Consider the following 15666-nt stretch of genomic DNA (forward strand, 5'->3'; position numbering starts at 1 on the left):
ACCATGCTGACTGAACAGAAAATCCCACTAGGCCAGTACATCGCTGCCTTCGTCGACTGGTTGACCCAACACGGGGCCAACTACTTCGACGCAATCGCATCGACACTGGAAACGATGATCCACGGCGTGACGTTTGCGCTGACCTGGTTCAATCCACTGGCATTGATCGGTCTGATTGCGCTGCTGGCTCACTTTATTCAACGTAAATGGGGACTGACTGTTTTTGTCATCGCCTCCTTCCTGCTGATCCTCAACCTGGGGTACTGGCAGGAAACCATGGAAACCCTCGCCCAGGTGCTGTTCGCCACCCTGGTCTGCGTGGTCATCGGTGTGCCGCTGGGCATTGTTGCCGCGCATAAACCGATGTTCTACACCATGATGCGGCCGGTACTCGATCTGATGCAGACCGTGCCGACCTTCGTCTACCTCATCCCTACCCTGACCCTCTTCGGGCTGGGTGTGGTGCCTGGGCTGATTTCCACGGTGGTGTTCGCGATTGCCGCGCCGATCCGCCTGACCTACCTGGGTATCCGTGATGTCCCGCAAGAGCTGATGGACGCCGGCAAGGCCTTTGGCTGCTCGCGCCGCCAGTTGCTCTCACGCATTGAACTGCCCCACGCCATGCCGAGCATCGCCGCCGGCATTACCCAGTGCATCATGCTGTCGCTGTCGATGGTGGTGATCGCGGCCCTGGTGGGCGCTGATGGCCTCGGCAAGCCGGTGGTCAACGCACTCAACACCGCAGACATTGCCTTGGGCTTTGAAGCGGGCCTGGCCATTGTGTTGCTCGCCATCATGCTCGACCGTATCTGTAAACAACCCGACGCTAAAGTAGGGGGTGATGCATGAGCATTATCCGATTCGACAATGTCGACGTAATCTTTTCCAAAGACCCACGCGAAGCGCTCAAGCTGCTGGACCAGGGCATGAGCCGTAACGAAATCCTGAAGAAGACCGGGCAGATTGTCGGCGTTGAAAAGGCCAGCCTGGACATCGAGAAAGGCGAGATCTGTGTGCTGATGGGCCTCTCGGGCTCAGGCAAGTCCAGCTTGCTGCGCTGCATCAACGGCCTCAATACCGTCAGCCGTGGCCAGCTGTTTGTGGAGCATGAAGGTCGCCAGATCGACATCGCCTCCTGCACCCCTGCCGAACTTAAAATGATGCGCACCAAACGCATCGCCATGGTGTTCCAGAAGTTCGCCCTGATGCCTTGGCTGACGGTGCGCGAGAACATCAGCTTCGGCCTGGAGATGCAGGGCCGCCCAGAGAAAGAACGGCGCACGCTGGTGGATGAGAAACTCGAACTGGTGGGCCTGAGCCAATGGCGCAACAAGAAGCCCGATGAGTTGTCCGGCGGCATGCAGCAGCGCGTCGGCCTGGCTCGCGCCCTGGCGATGGACGCCGATATCCTGCTGATGGACGAACCCTTCTCGGCCCTCGACCCGCTGATCCGCCAAGGCTTGCAAGATGAACTGCTGGAACTGCAACGCAAGTTGAGCAAGACCATCGTGTTCGTCAGCCACGACCTGGATGAAGCACTCAAGCTTGGCAGCCGTATCGCAATCATGAAAGACGGCAAGATCATCCAGTACAGCGTGCCGGAAGAGATTGTGCTGAACCCGGCGGATGACTATGTGCGCACCTTCGTCGCCCATACCAACCCGCTGAACGTGCTGTGCGGGCGCAGCCTGATGCGCACCCTGGATAACTGCACGCGTGTGAACGGTTCGGTGTGCCTTGATCCGGGTGGCGACTCTTGGCTGGACCTGGCTGAAGGCAACACCATCCAGGGCGCACGCCAGAATGGCGTGACGATGAACCTGCAGAACTGGGCGCCAGGGCAGGCCGTGGAAGGCTTGGGCCGCGTACCGACCCTGGTGGACTCGAACATCGGCATGCGCGATGCGTTGCAGATTCGCTACCAGACAGGCAACAAGCTGGTGCTGCATGACAACAACAAGGTGGTGGGGATACTGGGGGACAGTGAGCTCTACCACGCCCTCTTAGGCAAGAACTTGGGCTAAGGCCCCAACTGAAGGAATGCGGTCAATGTGGGAGCTGGCTTGCCTGCGATAGCTATGCTGGATTCACCCTTGCTATCGCAGGCAAGCCAGCTCCCACATTCGACCGCATTCAATGCTTGCAACAGCGGCGCCAGTGAGGGCGCCGCCAGCTCAACTATCAGCTATAGACCCGGCCAAGGAGCTGCCGATGGCTTTCAAACTGATCGAGCACATCCCGGGTGATCTGCTCCTGGGTGAAGCCCATCAGGTCATACTCCTGCGGCCCGTTGTGCAGGTACACCTCGGCACGGTAGTAACGGGTGCGCTCTTCTTCAGGCAGGTCAGCCGGTGCCGCCGAGTAGCCATCCAGGCTCACTTCGTAGACAAACGGGTTGCCCTCGTCCATCTCGATCCGCACGCCGATGCAGCGCTTGGATTTGCCCAGCAGGGTCTGCACTTCCAGGCCCTGATCACGCAACGCACTCGCGGCTTCTTCCAACGCCGGCGTTACGTGCTTGTCCATAAAGCGCTGCACGGTGGCCTGGCTCGGTTGCAGATCCAGGGCGCTCAAGCGCTCGCTGAAACCACGACGCCCGCGTTCAGCCAATTGCGCCTGCTCCTGTTCGATGGCCACGTCCTGGCGCATGGCCTTGTGCAAACCGAACATAAAGAACACCAGCACCACCGAGAACGGCAGCCCCGCCAGCACCACCATGGTTTGCATGGCTTCAAAGTTGCCGGCAAACAGCAGGCCGATGGTCACCAGGGTGATCACCGCCGACCAGAAGATACGCAACCAGTGCGGCGCGTCTTCATCCACATTGCCGCCTTTGCAGGAAAGGTTGGCCATCATCACCGCGCCGGAGTCCGCAGGCGTCAGGAACAGCACGAAGCCCACAAAGATCGACACGCCGATCACCACTTTCGACGCCGGGTAATGCTCAAGCAGTTGGTAGATGGCCATGGACGGTTGCTCCAGCGCCGTCTTGCCCAACTCCACCGCCCCATGGTTCAACACCAGATCCAGGGCCGAGTTGCCGAAGATCGACAGCCACGCCAGGGTAAAGCCCAGCGGGATCAGCAATACGCCAGCCACCAGTTCACGCACGGTACGCCCACGGGAAATACGCGCGATGAACATGCCCACAAATGGCGCCCAGGAAATCCACCAGGCCCAGTAGAACAGGGTCCACAGGCCCATCCAGCGTTCGGTCTTGGCACCGTCGCCTTCGTACACATACAGGTCGAAGGTTTTCAGCACGATACCGTTGAGGTAATCACCAGTGTTCTGCACCAGGCCATTGAGCAGGTGCAAGGTGGGGCCGAACAGCAGCACGAAGATCAGCAAACCGCTGAACAACACGATGTTGAGGTTGGAGAGGCGGCGAATACCGTTTTCCACACCCGACACGGCGGCGATGGTCGCCACGGTGCTCATCACGATGATCACGATCAGCAGGTTGGTGTTGCTGTGCTCCATGCCGAACAGGTTTTCCAGCCCCGACGACACCTGCATCGAGCCGATCCCCAGGTTGGTCACCAGCCCCAGCAGGGTCACGAACATGCCGAAACCGTCTACCGCATGGCCAGCCGCGCCCTTCACCCAACGCTCACCCACCAGCGGGTACAGCGCCGAACGCAAGGCCAGCGGCTGGTTGTGGCGGTAGGCAAAGTACGCCACGGCCAGGCCCACCAGCGCATAGATCGCCCAGCCGTGCAGGCCCCAGTGCAGGAAGGTCAGCTGCAGCGCCTGGCGTGCTGCGCCATTGCTGGCGGCAGCGCCTTCGGGCGGGTTGAAGTAGTGGTCCAGCGGCTCGGACGCACCGAAATACAACAGCGAGATGCCGATACCCGACGAGAACAACATGCCGGCCCAGGCGCCGTAGCTGAAGTCTGGGGTATCGTCCTTCGCACCCAGCTTAAGTTTCCCATAGGACGAAAACGCCAGGCCGACCACAAACACCAGGTAGGCGGCGATGACCACCATGTAGTACCAGCCAAAGCTTTTCGACAGCCAGGCCTGTGCTATGCCGAGCAGGCGCCCGGCCTCCTGCGGGGCGACGATCAGAATGGCGGTCAACAATAAAATCAGCGCGGTGGAGGTGTAGAACACCCAACCGTTGACCCGAACCTTTTCCGGTGGGGTCTTTATAAGAGAGGCAGAACTCATGGCGCAGATGCTCCAGGCAGTGCGAGAGAGAAACACAAGGCAACGGTTATCCCGGGACATCGATTTTTCGGCAGTCGACGGACGGGTGTTATAAAGACACCCCGAAAATTCTTGAGCCCGCCGAAGCGGTGACCAGGCTCTGAAGTGGCCTGTTTCAAGGGTTTTTGCAGGTGTCTAAGGTTGCAGCTCGCAGGTAGGAAACATCTGTAGGCAGCGACCATTTGTCGCAGATCTTATTCTTTGTTGATTGAACGTTCAATCAAAACAAAATAGACTGGCCCTCAAGCCGACGGACGTGGATCGCCCATCGGCAGGCCTAAGGAGAGGTGCTACATGCCCAAGGTCGGTATGCAACCCATACGCCGCCAGCAGTTGATCGAAGCCACGTTGACGGCCATCGATCGGGTCGGGATGGGAGATGCCAGCATTGCGCTGATCGCCCGTCTGGCCGGCGTCTCGAACGGCATCATCAGCCACTACTTTCAGGACAAGAACGGCCTGATCGCAGCGACGATGCGCTACCTGATGAATGCGCTGATCGAGAACGTGCAAGAACGCAGGCGTGCCTTGAAGGATGACAGCCCACGGGCGCACCTTCAGGTGATCATCGAAGGCAACTTCGACGCCAGCCAGGTCAACGGCCCGGCAATGAAAACCTGGCTGGCCTTCTGGGCCACCAGCATGCACCACCCGTCATTGCACAGGTTGCAGCGGATCAACGATCACCGTCTGTATTCCAACCTGTGTTGCCAGTTCCGCCGTGCGATGCCGTTACCCGAGGCACGCAGCGCAGCCCGCGGCCTGGCGGCTTTGATCGACGGTTTGTGGTTGCGCGGCGCCCTGTCGGGAGACGCTTTCGACACGGAGCAGGCGCAACGGATCGCTTACGAATACATGGATTTCCAATTGGCCAAGCAGGTGAGTTAGAGCCCTTATAAATGCTCAACCCCTGAACGTCCGCCGCTCAGTGTTGCCACACCCCCATGGCCCACTGTTCGGCGGGTAATGCCAACCACTTATGCACTTGCGAGGACTTTATGGCCCGTTTCGACCTGCAAAAACTCTACATTGACGGCGGCTACAGCGACGCTGGCAGCGATGCCACCTTCGAAGCCATCAACCCGGCTAACGGTGAAGTTCTCGCCCAAGTGCAACGCGCCACCTTCGATGACGTTGAACGTGCCGTGGTCAGCGCTGAAAAAGGCCAGAAAATCTGGGCCGCCATGACCGCCATGGAGCGTTCGCGCATCCTGCGTCGTGCCGTGGACATCCTGCGCGAGCGCAACGATGAGCTGGCCGCCCTGGAAACCCTGGACACCGGTAAAGCCTTTTCCGAAACCAAGTACGTCGACATCGTCACCGGTGCTGACGTGCTGGAATACTACGCCGGCCTGGTGCCAGCCATCGAAGGCGAGCAGATCCCACTGCGCGACACCTCGTTTGTCTACACCCGCCGCGAGCCGCTGGGTGTGGTCGCCGGTATCGGCGCGTGGAACTACCCGATCCAGATCGCCCTGTGGAAATCCGCACCGGCCCTGGCTGCCGGTAACGCGATGATCTTCAAGCCAAGCGAAGTCACCTCGCTAACCACCCTGAAACTGGCCGAGATCTACACCGAGGCTGGCGTTCCAGCGGGCGTGTTCAACGTACTGACCGGCAGCGGCCGTGAAGTCGGCACCTGGCTGACCGAGCACCCGCGCATCGAAAAAGTCTCCTTCACCGGCGGCACCGACACCGGCAAGAAAGTCATGGCCAGCGCGTCGAGCTCCTCGCTCAAAGACGTGACCATGGAGCTGGGCGGCAAGTCCCCGCTGATCATTTTCGACGACGCCGACCTCGACCGCGCCGCCGACACCGCCATGATGGCCAACTTCTACAGTTCCGGCCAGGTCTGCACCAACGGCACCCGCGTGTTCGTGCCCAAGCACCTGCAAGCCGCGTTCGAAGCCAAGATCGTTGAGCGTGTGGCGCGTATTCGCATCGGCAACCCGGAAGACGAAAACACCAACTTCGGCCCGCTGGTCAGCTTCGCCCACATGGAAAGCGTGCTGGGCTACATCGCCAAAGGCAAAGAGCAAGGCGCCCGCCTGCTGTGCGGCGGCGACCGCCTGACCGACGGCGACTTCGCCAAAGGCGCCTTCGTGGCCCCGACTGTGTTCACCGACTGCACTGATGACATGGTGATCGTGCGTGAAGAAATCTTTGGCCCGGTGATGAGCATCCTCACCTATGAAACCGAAGAAGAAGTGATCCGTCGCGCCAACGACACCGACTTCGGCTTGGCCGCTGGCCTGGTGACCAAGGACCTGAACCGCGCCCACCGCGTGATTCACCAGTTGGAAGCCGGTATCTGCTGGATCAACGCCTGGGGCGAGTCCGACGCGAAGATGCCGGTTGGTGGCTACAAGCAGTCGGGCGTGGGCCGTGAGAACGGTATCAGCTCGCTCAATAACTTCACGCGCATCAAGTCCGTGCAAGTCGAGCTGGGTGAGTACGCTTCGGTATTTTGATTAGCTGACCCAGCTACTAGCGGCAAGCTTCAAGCTGCAAGTAAAAGCAGTTTGGTTTGCCGCACCTCCCAGATACACCGCTCGCTGCTCTTCTTGCAGCTTGAAGCTTGGAGCTTGCAGCTCCCCGGAGTACAAATGACTCAAGAATACGACTACATCATTGTTGGCGCAGGATCAGCAGGCAACACCCTTGCCACCCGTCTGACCGAAGACGAAGGCGTCACCGTTTTGCTGCTGGAAGCCGGTGGCCCGGACTACCGCCTCGACTTCCGTACCCAGATGCCAGCCGCCCTGGCCTTCCCGTTGCAAGGCCGCCGCTACAACTGGGCCTACGAAACCGATCCAGAGCCCCACATGGACGGTCGCCGGATGGAATGCGGTCGCGGCAAGGGCCTGGGTGGCTCTTCCCTGATCAACGGCATGTGCTACATCCGTGGCAACGCCATGGACTATGACAATTGGTCGAAGCTGCCGGGCCTGGAAGACTGGACCTACCTGGACTGCCTGCCGTATTTCCGCAAAGCCGAAACCCGCGACATCGGCCCCAACGATTGGCACGGTGGCGATGGCCCGGTCAGCGTGACCACGCCGAAAGCGGGCAACAACCCGCTGTTCCACGCCATGGTTGAAGCGGGCGTACAGGCCGGTTACCCACGTACCGAAGACTTGAACGGCTACCAGCAAGAAGGCTTCGGCCCGATGGACCGTACCGTCACGCCGAACGGCCGTCGCGCCAGCACCGCTCGCGGTTACCTGGACACGGCTAAAAAGCGTTCGACCCTGACCATCGTCACCCATGCCCTCACCGACAAAGTACTGTTCGAAGGCAAGCGTGCGGTTGGCGTGCGTTACCTGATCGGCGCCGCCGAAGAACGTGTTGAAGCCCGTGCGCGTAAAGAAGTACTGGTGTGCAGCGGCGCAATCGCTTCGCCGCAACTGCTGCAGCGCTCTGGCGTCGGCCCGGCCAAATTGCTGGAAAGCCTCGATATCCCAGTGGTCCACGACCTGCCGGGCGTGGGTGAAAACCTGCAGGACCACCTTGAGCTGTACCTGCAATATGCGTGCACCCAGCCGGTGTCGCTGTACCCTTCGCTGCTCTGGTACAACCAGCCGGCGATTGGTGCCGAATGGCTGTTCAACGGCACCGGCATCGGCGCCAGCAACCAGTTCGAAGCGGGCGGGTTTATCCGTACCCGTGAAGAATTCGAGTGGCCGAACATCCAGTACCACTTCCTGCCGGTAGCGATTAACTACAACGGCAGCAACGGTGTGAAAGAGCACGGTTTCCAGGCGCACATGGGTTCCATGCGTTCGCCAAGCCGTGGCCGTATCCATCTGAAGTCGAAGAACCCACGGGACTACCCGAGCATCCTCTTTAACTACATGGCCACCGAGCAGGACTGGCAGGAATTTCGCGATGGCATCCGCCTGACCCGTGAAATCATGCAGCAGCCGGCACTGGACCCGTACCGCGGCCGCGAAATCAGCCCGGGCATCGACGTGCAAACCGATGAGCAGTTGGACAAGTTCATCCGCGAGCACGCCGAGACCGCGTTCCACCCGTCCTGCTCGTGCAAGATGGGCACCGACGAGATGGCCGTAGTCGATGGCGAAGGCCGCGTACATGGTATGCAGGGCTTGCGGGTGGTCGATGCCTCGATCATGCCGATCATCACCACCGGCAACCTGAACGCGCCAACGATCATGATCGCCGAGAAAATCGCCGACAAGATCCGTGGCCGCCAGCCACTGCCGCGCAGCACCGCCGACTACTACGTAGCAGGCGATGCGCCGGTGCGTGGCAAGCCGTTGCGTGAAGTGGGGCCATTGGCGCAGTAACTCAAGCACCGCGGGGCCCGCATCGCAGGCAAGCCAGCTCCCACAGTTGAATGGGTTCACAACTCAAAATGTGGGAGCGGGCTTGCCCGCGATGAGGCCCGACCAGACACAACAAAACCTCCCTTGATCAGCTCCCCGCCCAGGCCTACTCTGTTCGCCTGCCCGCGCCGAGCCGCCCACAAGGAAGGCCCCATGTTCGAACACCACGCCACGCTCAAGAAACACTTCGGTGCCCTGCGCACCACCGCCGAATTTTTCTCCCTGCGCTACGTACGCGAATCCGGCCAGTACCTGTCGGTGCGCAAGAACGTCGCCGAGCCGCCTCACCTGGGCCATGACGAAGGCGCCATGCTCACCGTGCGTCTCAACGGGGTAGAAGCCTACGCCGCGACCAACGATATTTCCCTTGCCGGCCTGCAAACCGCCCTTGAGCGTGCGGAACAGCAAGCCCGGCTTATCAAGCCCCACGCCCTGCTCGACCTGCACCAGCAACCGATGTCCAGCGACGTCGCCGACTACCTGTCGCCCGACCTCGACCAGCCCTTCCCGTCCCTGAGCGACTGCTACCAATTGCTCGGCGATGAGTCCGCCGCCGTGCCCAAGGATGAGCGCCTGGTGAGCTGGGAAGTCAGCCTGGGAACCACGCGGGTCGAACAGATCTACCTCAACAGCGCCGGCGCGCAATTGCGTCAGGCCCAGCGTTTCGTGTTCCCCGGCTTGAGCGTGACCGCCTTCGACGGCAATGACAGCCAGACCCGCACCCTGGGCGGTACCAACTTCGGCCAGCAAGGCAGTGCCGGCGTGATCCAGCGCTTTGGCCTGGTGGGCGCCGCCCGCAAGGTGGCCGACGAAGCCCTGCAATTGCTGCTCGCACCGAATACGCCCCACGGCCCGCGTGACCTGCTGCTGATGCCCGACCAGATGATCCTGCAGATCCACGAATCCATCGGCCACCCCCTGGAGCTGGATCGCATCCTCGGTGACGAGCGCAATTACGCCGGCACCAGTTTTGTGAAAGCCAGCGACTTCGGCCACCTGCAATATGGCTCACCGTTGCTCAACGTCACCTTCGACCCGGACATCCCCGAACAGCTTGCCAGCTACGGCCATGACGACGACGGCACGCCTGCCAGCAAGCAATTTCTGATTCGCGAGGGCCTGCTGCTCAAGCCCTTGGGCGGGGCCTTGTCGCAATTTCGCGCCAACCTGCCAGGCGTCGCCAACAGCCGCGCTTGCGGCTGGAACCGTGCACCTATCGACCGCATGGCCAACCTGAATATCGAACCTGGGGATAAAAGCCTCGCGCAACTGGTGGGCGGCATCGAGAACGGCATCCTGATGTCGACCAACCGTTCGTGGTCCATCGACGATGCGCGCAACAAGTTCCAGTTCGGCTGCGAGTGGGGCCAGTTGATCGAAAACGGCGAACTCAAGGGCGTGGTGAAGAACCCCAACTACCGGGCGATTTCCGCGCAGTTCTGGCGCAAGCTCAGCGCGGTGGGCGATGCCAGCACCTTCAAGGTGTTGGGCACGCCGAACTGCGGCAAGGGCGAACCCAACCAGGTGATCCGTGTCGGCCATGCGTCGCCGGCCTGTGTATTCAGCAATGTCGATGTATTTGGGGGAGATGCCTGATGAACCACTTCAAGGCTCTGGTGGATTGGCTCAAGCAGGCGGTCACCGATCAAGAACAATTTCACCTCGGCTATGCGGATGAGGCGTCCGAGTTCGTGCGCTTCAACCACGCGCAGGTGCGCCAGGCCGGCCAGGTACAGCAGGCCAGCCTGAACCTCAAGCTGATCAACGATGGGCGCCACGCCGACCTGGGTATCACCCTGTCCGGCGAGGCGGAGCTGGATCGCCAGCGCCTGGCGAATGGCCTGCAACAACTGCGCGAGACCTTGCCGCTGTTGCCGCCTGACCCGTACCTGCTGCTGAATCCCGACGCCTGGCAAAACCATAACGAACAGCTGCGCCCGCTGCCGGAACTGGCCCAAGTGCTGGACGATATCAGCCAGGCCGCCGACGGCGTGGACCTGGTCGGTTTCTACGCCGCCGGCCCCATCAGCCGTGGTTTCGCCAGCTCAACGGGCGCGTTCGGCTGGCACCGGGCTAACAGCTTCAATTTCGACTTCAGCCTGTTCCACGCCAATGGCGAAGCGGTAAAAGCCAGCTACGCCGGGCACACCTGGAACAGCGCTGACTTCGCCGCGCGTTTCCAACAGGCCCGTGAGCAACTGGCGTTTCTCGGGCGCCCACTGCACAACCTGGCGCCCGGCCAATACCGCGCTTACCTTGCGCCGGCAGCGCTGGAAGAAATCATCAGCATCATCACCTGGGGTGGTTTTTCGGCCCAGGCCATCGCCAGCAAAGGCAGTTCGTTGCAACGCCTATATGCGGGTGAGCAGTCACTGAGCCCGCTGGTGACGGTGGATGAGCAGATCAGCGGCTCCCTGAGCCAGGCGTTTTCCACTGAAGGCTACCCGCGCAAGGATGTCACCTTGATCAACGCAGGCCAGGCCGAGGGCCAGTTGGTCAACTCGCGCAGCGCCGCCGAATACGGCTTGAACACCAACGGCGCCAGCAGCGACGAGTCGCCCAGCGCCTTGCAAATGGCGGCCGGCAACCTGGCCCAGGCCGATATTCTCAAGCAGTTGGGCACCGGGCTGTATATCAGCAACCTCTGGTACCTGAACTACTCCGACCTGCCGGCAGCGCGCCTGACCGGCATGACGCGCTTTGCGACCTTCTGGGTGGAAAACGGCGAGATCCAGGCGCCGGTCAGCACCATGCGCTTTGATGACAGTGTCTATCAGTTGCTCGGTTCGCAATTGGAAGCGCTGACCGCTGATCGGGAGCTGCTGTTGTCGGCCAGTACCTACAGCCAGCGCAATACCGCTTCCAACCTGCTTCCCGGGGCTTTGGTAAAACGCCTGACGCTGACCTTATAAACTGTAGGAGCGAGCTTGCTCGCGAAGAACCCATAGACACCGCGGGCTGGCTGTCAGCACTGCGTTATCGTTGACGTTTTTCGCGAGCAAGCTCGCTCCTACAGAACAGTCATCTGCGCTGCGACGAAATTTCTATCCCGCCTACTTTGGCCGTTCGGCCTGTTGTCGCTCTGCGTATTCCTCGTTATAACGGTTAATGGCTTTCCGCCACCCCCTGCCCACGAGAGCATAACCTTGCCCGGGAAAGGCAAGCTGGAGTCTTGAGATGAACCATGGAAGTTTTGTCATTGAGAAGTTGTACAAGCACTACAACGTTCACGTCGAGCAACTGGGTAACGACCCGCACAGAAAAACCGTACTGATGGTCAACGGCGCGCTATCCACCACGCGCTCCTTTGCCCGTACCAGCAAATGCCTGGCCGAGCATTTCAATGTGCTGCTGTTCGACTTGCCCTTCTCTGGCTTGTCACGCGAGCACAACACCGAACTCGACCTGGTCACCAAGGACGACGAGGTGCAAATCCTGCGTGCCTTGGTAGCGCGCTTTGCGGTCAACCATCTGGTTTCGGCATCATGGGGCGGTATCTCCACGCTGTTGACCCTGGCGCACAACCCGCCCTCCATCGAAAGCTCGGTGGTGATGGCCCTGGCGCCCAACCTCAACCAGGCGATGCTGGAATATGTCGAGCGCGTGCGTGTGCTGATCGAGGCCGATGACAAGTCGGCGGTCGGCCATCTGCTCAATGAGACGGTTGGCAAATACTTATCGCCCCGCCTCAAGCGCAATAACCATCGGCACCTGTCGACCATGGCCACTACCGAGTACCGCCAGGCGCGCTTTCATATTCACCAAGTGTTGGCCTTGGGCGATGGCAATTACCTGCCGGCGCTCAAGCAGATTGAAACACCGGTGCATTTTCTCAACGGCGCGCTAGATGAATACACCCCGGCGGCCGAGGCCCAGCTGTTCAAACACTATGTAGGCCGCAGCAGCTTTGCCGTGGCCGACCACACCGGCCATCTGCTGGACCTTGAATCACCGGAAGCGGCGTTTGCAGTGCACCGCGTCTTGGTGGATTTTCTAGTAGGACCGCACGCCGTGTTATCGGCTTTAACCGAACCATCAGGGGGAAAAATCTCAAGGGTTAGCGCATAATCGCCAACACATAGCCTGCTAATTAAAAGGGATCCCATGCCGAATCGTGCCCCTCTCGATGCCAAGACCGCCCGCTGGCTCCCCTGGGTGGTGGCGATTGCCTTCTTCATGCAGTCGCTGGACGGGACGATTCTCAACACCGCGCTGCCGGCAATGGCGCAGGACCTCGCGGAGAACCCGCTGCGCATGCAAGGGGTGGTGATCGCCTACATGCTCACCGTGGCCTTGCTGATTCCCGCTTCGGGTTGGATCGCCGACCGCTTTGGCACCAAGAAGATTTTCTTTGGCGCGATCATGCTGTTCAGCATCGGGTCGCTGCTGTGTGCGCTGTCCAGTAGCCTGAGCATGCTGGTGGGCGCACGGGTGGTCCAGGGCCTGGGCGGCGCGCTGATGCTGCCGGTCGGGCGGCTGGTGGTGCTGCGGGCTTATCCGCGCTCCGAGCTGGTGCGGATCATGGGCTTCATCACCATTCCCGGCCTGCTCGGCCCCTTGCTTGGCCCGACGATGGGCGGCTGGATGGTGCAATACCTGACCTGGCACTGGATCTTTCTGATCAACCTGCCGGTGGGCATGATCGGCTGCTATGCCGTGTGGAAATTCATCCCCGACCTGCGCGGCAGCGAGCGCACGCGCTTCGACGGCCTGGGCTTTCTGCTGTTCGGCGCGGCGATGGTGCTGATCACCATCGCCATGGAGGGCCTGGGCGAACTGCACCTGCCGCACCTGCGGGTGATGTTGCTGTTGTTCGGCGGGCTTGCCTGCCTGGCGGCGTACTGGCTGCGCGCCGGGCACATCGATAACCCGCTGTTCTCGCCGGTGCTGTTCAAGACGCGCACCTTTGCCGTGGGGATCCTCGGCAACCTGTTTGCGCGCCTGGGCAGCGGCGCACTGCCGTTCCTGGTACCGCTGCTGTTACAAGTGGCGCTGGGCTATTCGCCATCGGAAGCCGGGATGAGCATGCTGCCACTCGCAGCGGCGGCGATGTTTGCCAAGTCCATCGCGCGCCCTCTTATCGAGCGCCTCGGCTACCGCATCGTCCTGACCGGCAACACCCTGGCCCTGGGCCTGATGCTGGCGAGCATGGGCCTGGTCAGCGAACAGACACCCTATCCGCTGTTGCTGGCGATGCTGGCGGTGCTGGGGGCGATCAACTCACTGCAATTCACGGCGATGAACACCGTGACCCTGATCGACCTCGACGACGCCCAGGCCAGCAGCGGCAACAGTTTGTTGTCGGTGGTGGCGCAGTTGTCCCTCAGCCTCGGCGTGGCCTGTGCCGGCGCGTTGCTTGGCGGGTTTACTGCCGAGGCCGGCAATGACGGTGTGGAAAGTGTCCTCGGCGCGTTCCAGCTGACCTTCCTCACCGTGGGCATCATGGCGATGCTGGCGGCGGCGATCTTCCTGCAACTGTCGCCCAAGGACGGCAAACGCGTCGTCAGCCGCGAGCACGATATCGAGCATTGAAGCAGCTGCAAGCTTCAAGTTGTAAGCTTCAAGCTTGCGGCTTGCAGCTGATAACTTGCCGCCGCCCCCCTACTCCTCGTCGAGAACATACAAAGAAACCCAAGGGGGCCTGTTACACTGCGCGACATTTTGTTTTGCAGAGCCAGTCCCGTGACTACCATCGCCACCGCTTTTAATACTTTGCCCCTGTCCGCCGCCATGCTGGCTAACCTCGACTCGCTGGGTTATGTCGAGATGACGCAGATCCAGGCGCAAAGCTTGCCGGTGATCCTCAAAGGGCTGGACCTGATTGCCCAGGCCAAGACCGGCAGCGGCAAGACCGCTGCATTCGGCATCGGCCTGTTGAACCCGATCAACCCGCGCTACTTCGGTTGCCAGGCGCTGGTGATGTGCCCGACTCGCGAGCTGGCCGACCAGGTGGCCAAGGAAATCCGCCGCCTGGCCCGTGCCGAAGACAACATCAAGGTACTGACCCTGTGCGGCGGCGTGTCCCTCGGCCCGCAGATCGCCTCCCTGGAGCACGGCGCCCACGTTATCGTCGGCACGCCGGGCCGTATCCAGCAGCACCTGCGTAAAGGCTCGCTGGTGCTGGACGGCTTGAACACCCTGATCCTCGACGAAGCCGACCGCATGCTCGACATGGGCTTCTATGACGCCATCGAAGACATCATCAGCAAGACCCCACCGCGCCGCCAAACCCTCTTGTTCTCGGCCACGTACCCAGTGAGCATCAAGCAGCTCGCGTCCAAGTTCATGCGTGCGCCTCAGCAAGTGAAAGCCGAAGCGTTCCACTCCGACGACCAGATCGAACAACGCTTCTACGAGATCTCCCCGGAAGAGCGCATGGACGCCGTGACCAAGGTGCTGGCGCACTTCCGCCCGGCCTCCTGCGTGGCGTTCTGCTTTACCAAGCAGCAAGTGCAGGAAACCGTCGACCACCTGACCGCCAAGGGCATCTCCGCCGTCGGCCTGCATGGCGACCTGGAACAGCGCGACCGTGACCAGGTATTGGCGATGTTCGCCAACCGCAGCACCTCGGTGCTGGTGGCCACCGACGTCGCCGCCCGTGGCCTGGACATCGACGCCCTGGACATGGTGATCAACGTCGAACTGGCCCGCGACTCGGAAATTCACATCCACCGTGTAGGCCGCACCGGCCGTGCCGGCGAAACCGGCATCGCCATCAGCCTGGTGGCGCCGTCCGAAGCCCACCGCGCCCAGGCCATCGAGCAACTGCAGAAGTCGCCGCTGAACTGGGACCAACTGGACAACCTCAAGCCGCAAAGCGGCGGCCCGTTGCTGCCGCAGATGAGCACCCTGTGCATCGCCGCCGGGCGTAAAGACAAGGTTCGCCCAGGCGACATTCTCGGTGCGTTGACCGGCGAAGCTGGCATTCCGGGTGCCCAGGTCGGCAAGATCGCGATCTTTGATTTCCAGGCCTTCGTGGCCGTGGAGCGTGGCATCGCCAAGCAAGCGTTGCAGCGCTTGAATGACGGCAAGATCAAGGGCCGTTCGCTGCGCGTGCGGATTTTGTAATAACACCGAGTTCCCATTGCAGGAACCGAATCAATGT

11 protein-coding genes are annotated in these 15666 nt (G+C 61.1%); 10 read left to right on the forward strand and 1 reads right to left on the reverse strand.

Annotation, left to right across the window (positions count from 1 at the left end):
• Positions 1–3: 3 nt before the first annotated feature.
• Positions 4–849, forward strand: coding sequence for a choline ABC transporter permease subunit (gene choW, locus DK871_RS02335; RefSeq protein ID WP_003194913.1), 846 nt, complete (start codon positions 4–6; stop codon positions 847–849).
• Complete coding sequence (gene choV, locus DK871_RS02340; RefSeq protein ID WP_032894931.1) at positions 846–2024, forward strand: choline ABC transporter ATP-binding protein; 1179 nt, start codon at positions 846–848, stop codon at positions 2022–2024. The genes choW and choV overlap by 4 nt, the downstream gene beginning before the upstream one ends.
• Before the next feature lie 157 nt (positions 2025–2181).
• Here the strand turns inward: choV and DK871_RS02345 are convergent, their stop codons facing one another.
• Complete coding sequence (locus DK871_RS02345; protein ID WP_309137734.1) at positions 2182–4116, reverse strand: BCCT family transporter; 1935 nt, start codon at positions 4114–4116, stop codon at positions 2182–2184.
• Between the two features lie 390 nt (positions 4117–4506).
• Here DK871_RS02345 and betI point away from each other — a divergent pair, with 390 nt between their 5' ends.
• The 8 genes from betI (at position 4507) to dbpA (ending at position 15629) form a co-directional block, all read left to right on the forward strand.
• The gene (betI, locus tag DK871_RS02350) at positions 4507–5100 is read left to right on the forward strand and encodes a transcriptional regulator BetI (RefSeq protein WP_054898188.1); all 594 of its coding nucleotides are present in this window, start codon (positions 4507–4509) and stop codon (positions 5098–5100) included.
• A 110-nt stretch (positions 5101–5210) separates the two neighbouring features.
• Complete coding sequence (betB, locus tag DK871_RS02355; protein WP_161903850.1) at positions 5211–6683, forward strand: betaine-aldehyde dehydrogenase; 1473 nt, start codon at positions 5211–5213, stop codon at positions 6681–6683.
• A gap of 135 nt (positions 6684–6818) precedes the next feature.
• Positions 6819–8522 carry a choline dehydrogenase gene (gene betA, locus DK871_RS02360; RefSeq protein ID WP_161903851.1) on the forward strand — a complete coding sequence of 568 codons (1704 nt, stop codon included), beginning with the start codon at positions 6819–6821 and terminating at the stop codon, positions 8520–8522.
• A 192-nt stretch (positions 8523–8714) separates the two neighbouring features.
• Positions 8715–10157: a TldD/PmbA family protein gene (locus DK871_RS02365; RefSeq protein ID WP_161903852.1), complete on the forward strand. Its 1443-nt coding sequence runs from the start codon at positions 8715–8717 to the stop codon at positions 10155–10157.
• Complete coding sequence (locus DK871_RS02370) at positions 10157–11473, forward strand: TldD/PmbA family protein (protein WP_161903853.1); 1317 nt, start codon at positions 10157–10159, stop codon at positions 11471–11473. Before DK871_RS02365 ends, DK871_RS02370 begins: the two co-directional genes overlap by 1 nt.
• Before the next feature lie 265 nt (positions 11474–11738).
• Entirely contained in the window at positions 11739–12629 is an 891-nt protein-coding gene (locus DK871_RS02375) for an alpha/beta fold hydrolase (RefSeq protein WP_161903854.1), read from the forward strand.
• 36 nt (positions 12630–12665) lie between these two features.
• The gene (gene mdtD, locus DK871_RS02380; RefSeq protein ID WP_020302131.1) at positions 12666–14093 is read left to right on the forward strand and encodes a multidrug transporter subunit MdtD; all 1428 of its coding nucleotides are present in this window, start codon (positions 12666–12668) and stop codon (positions 14091–14093) included.
• A gap of 198 nt (positions 14094–14291) precedes the next feature.
• Positions 14292–15629: an ATP-dependent RNA helicase DbpA gene (gene dbpA, locus DK871_RS02385; protein ID WP_232964675.1), complete on the forward strand. Its 1338-nt coding sequence runs from the start codon at positions 14292–14294 to the stop codon at positions 15627–15629.
• Positions 15630–15666 lie beyond the last annotated feature (37 nt).

The organism is Pseudomonas sp. L13 (assembly GCF_009935965.1).
GTDB classification, from domain to species: domain Bacteria; phylum Pseudomonadota; class Gammaproteobacteria; order Pseudomonadales; family Pseudomonadaceae; genus Aquipseudomonas; species Aquipseudomonas lactis.

Coding starts and splice junctions, on each gene's coding strand:
- choV (WP_032894931.1), top strand. CDS start 846: ATGAGCATTATCCGATTCGACAATGTCGACGTAATCTTTTCCAAAGAC.
- DK871_RS02370 (WP_161903853.1), top strand. CDS start 10,157: ATGAACCACTTCAAGGCTCTGGTGGATTGGCTCAAGCAGGCGGTCACC.
- dbpA (WP_232964675.1), top strand. CDS start 14,292: ATGCTGGCTAACCTCGACTCGCTGGGTTATGTCGAGATGACGCAGATC.
- choW (WP_003194913.1), top strand. CDS start 4: ATGCTGACTGAACAGAAAATCCCACTAGGCCAGTACATCGCTGCCTTC.
- betI (WP_054898188.1), top strand. CDS start 4,507: ATGCCCAAGGTCGGTATGCAACCCATACGCCGCCAGCAGTTGATCGAA.
- betA (WP_161903851.1), top strand. CDS start 6,819: ATGACTCAAGAATACGACTACATCATTGTTGGCGCAGGATCAGCAGGC.
- DK871_RS02375 (WP_161903854.1), top strand. CDS start 11,739: ATGAACCATGGAAGTTTTGTCATTGAGAAGTTGTACAAGCACTACAAC.
- DK871_RS02365 (WP_161903852.1), top strand. CDS start 8,715: ATGTTCGAACACCACGCCACGCTCAAGAAACACTTCGGTGCCCTGCGC.
- mdtD (WP_020302131.1), top strand. CDS start 12,666: ATGCCGAATCGTGCCCCTCTCGATGCCAAGACCGCCCGCTGGCTCCCC.
- betB (WP_161903850.1), top strand. CDS start 5,211: ATGGCCCGTTTCGACCTGCAAAAACTCTACATTGACGGCGGCTACAGC.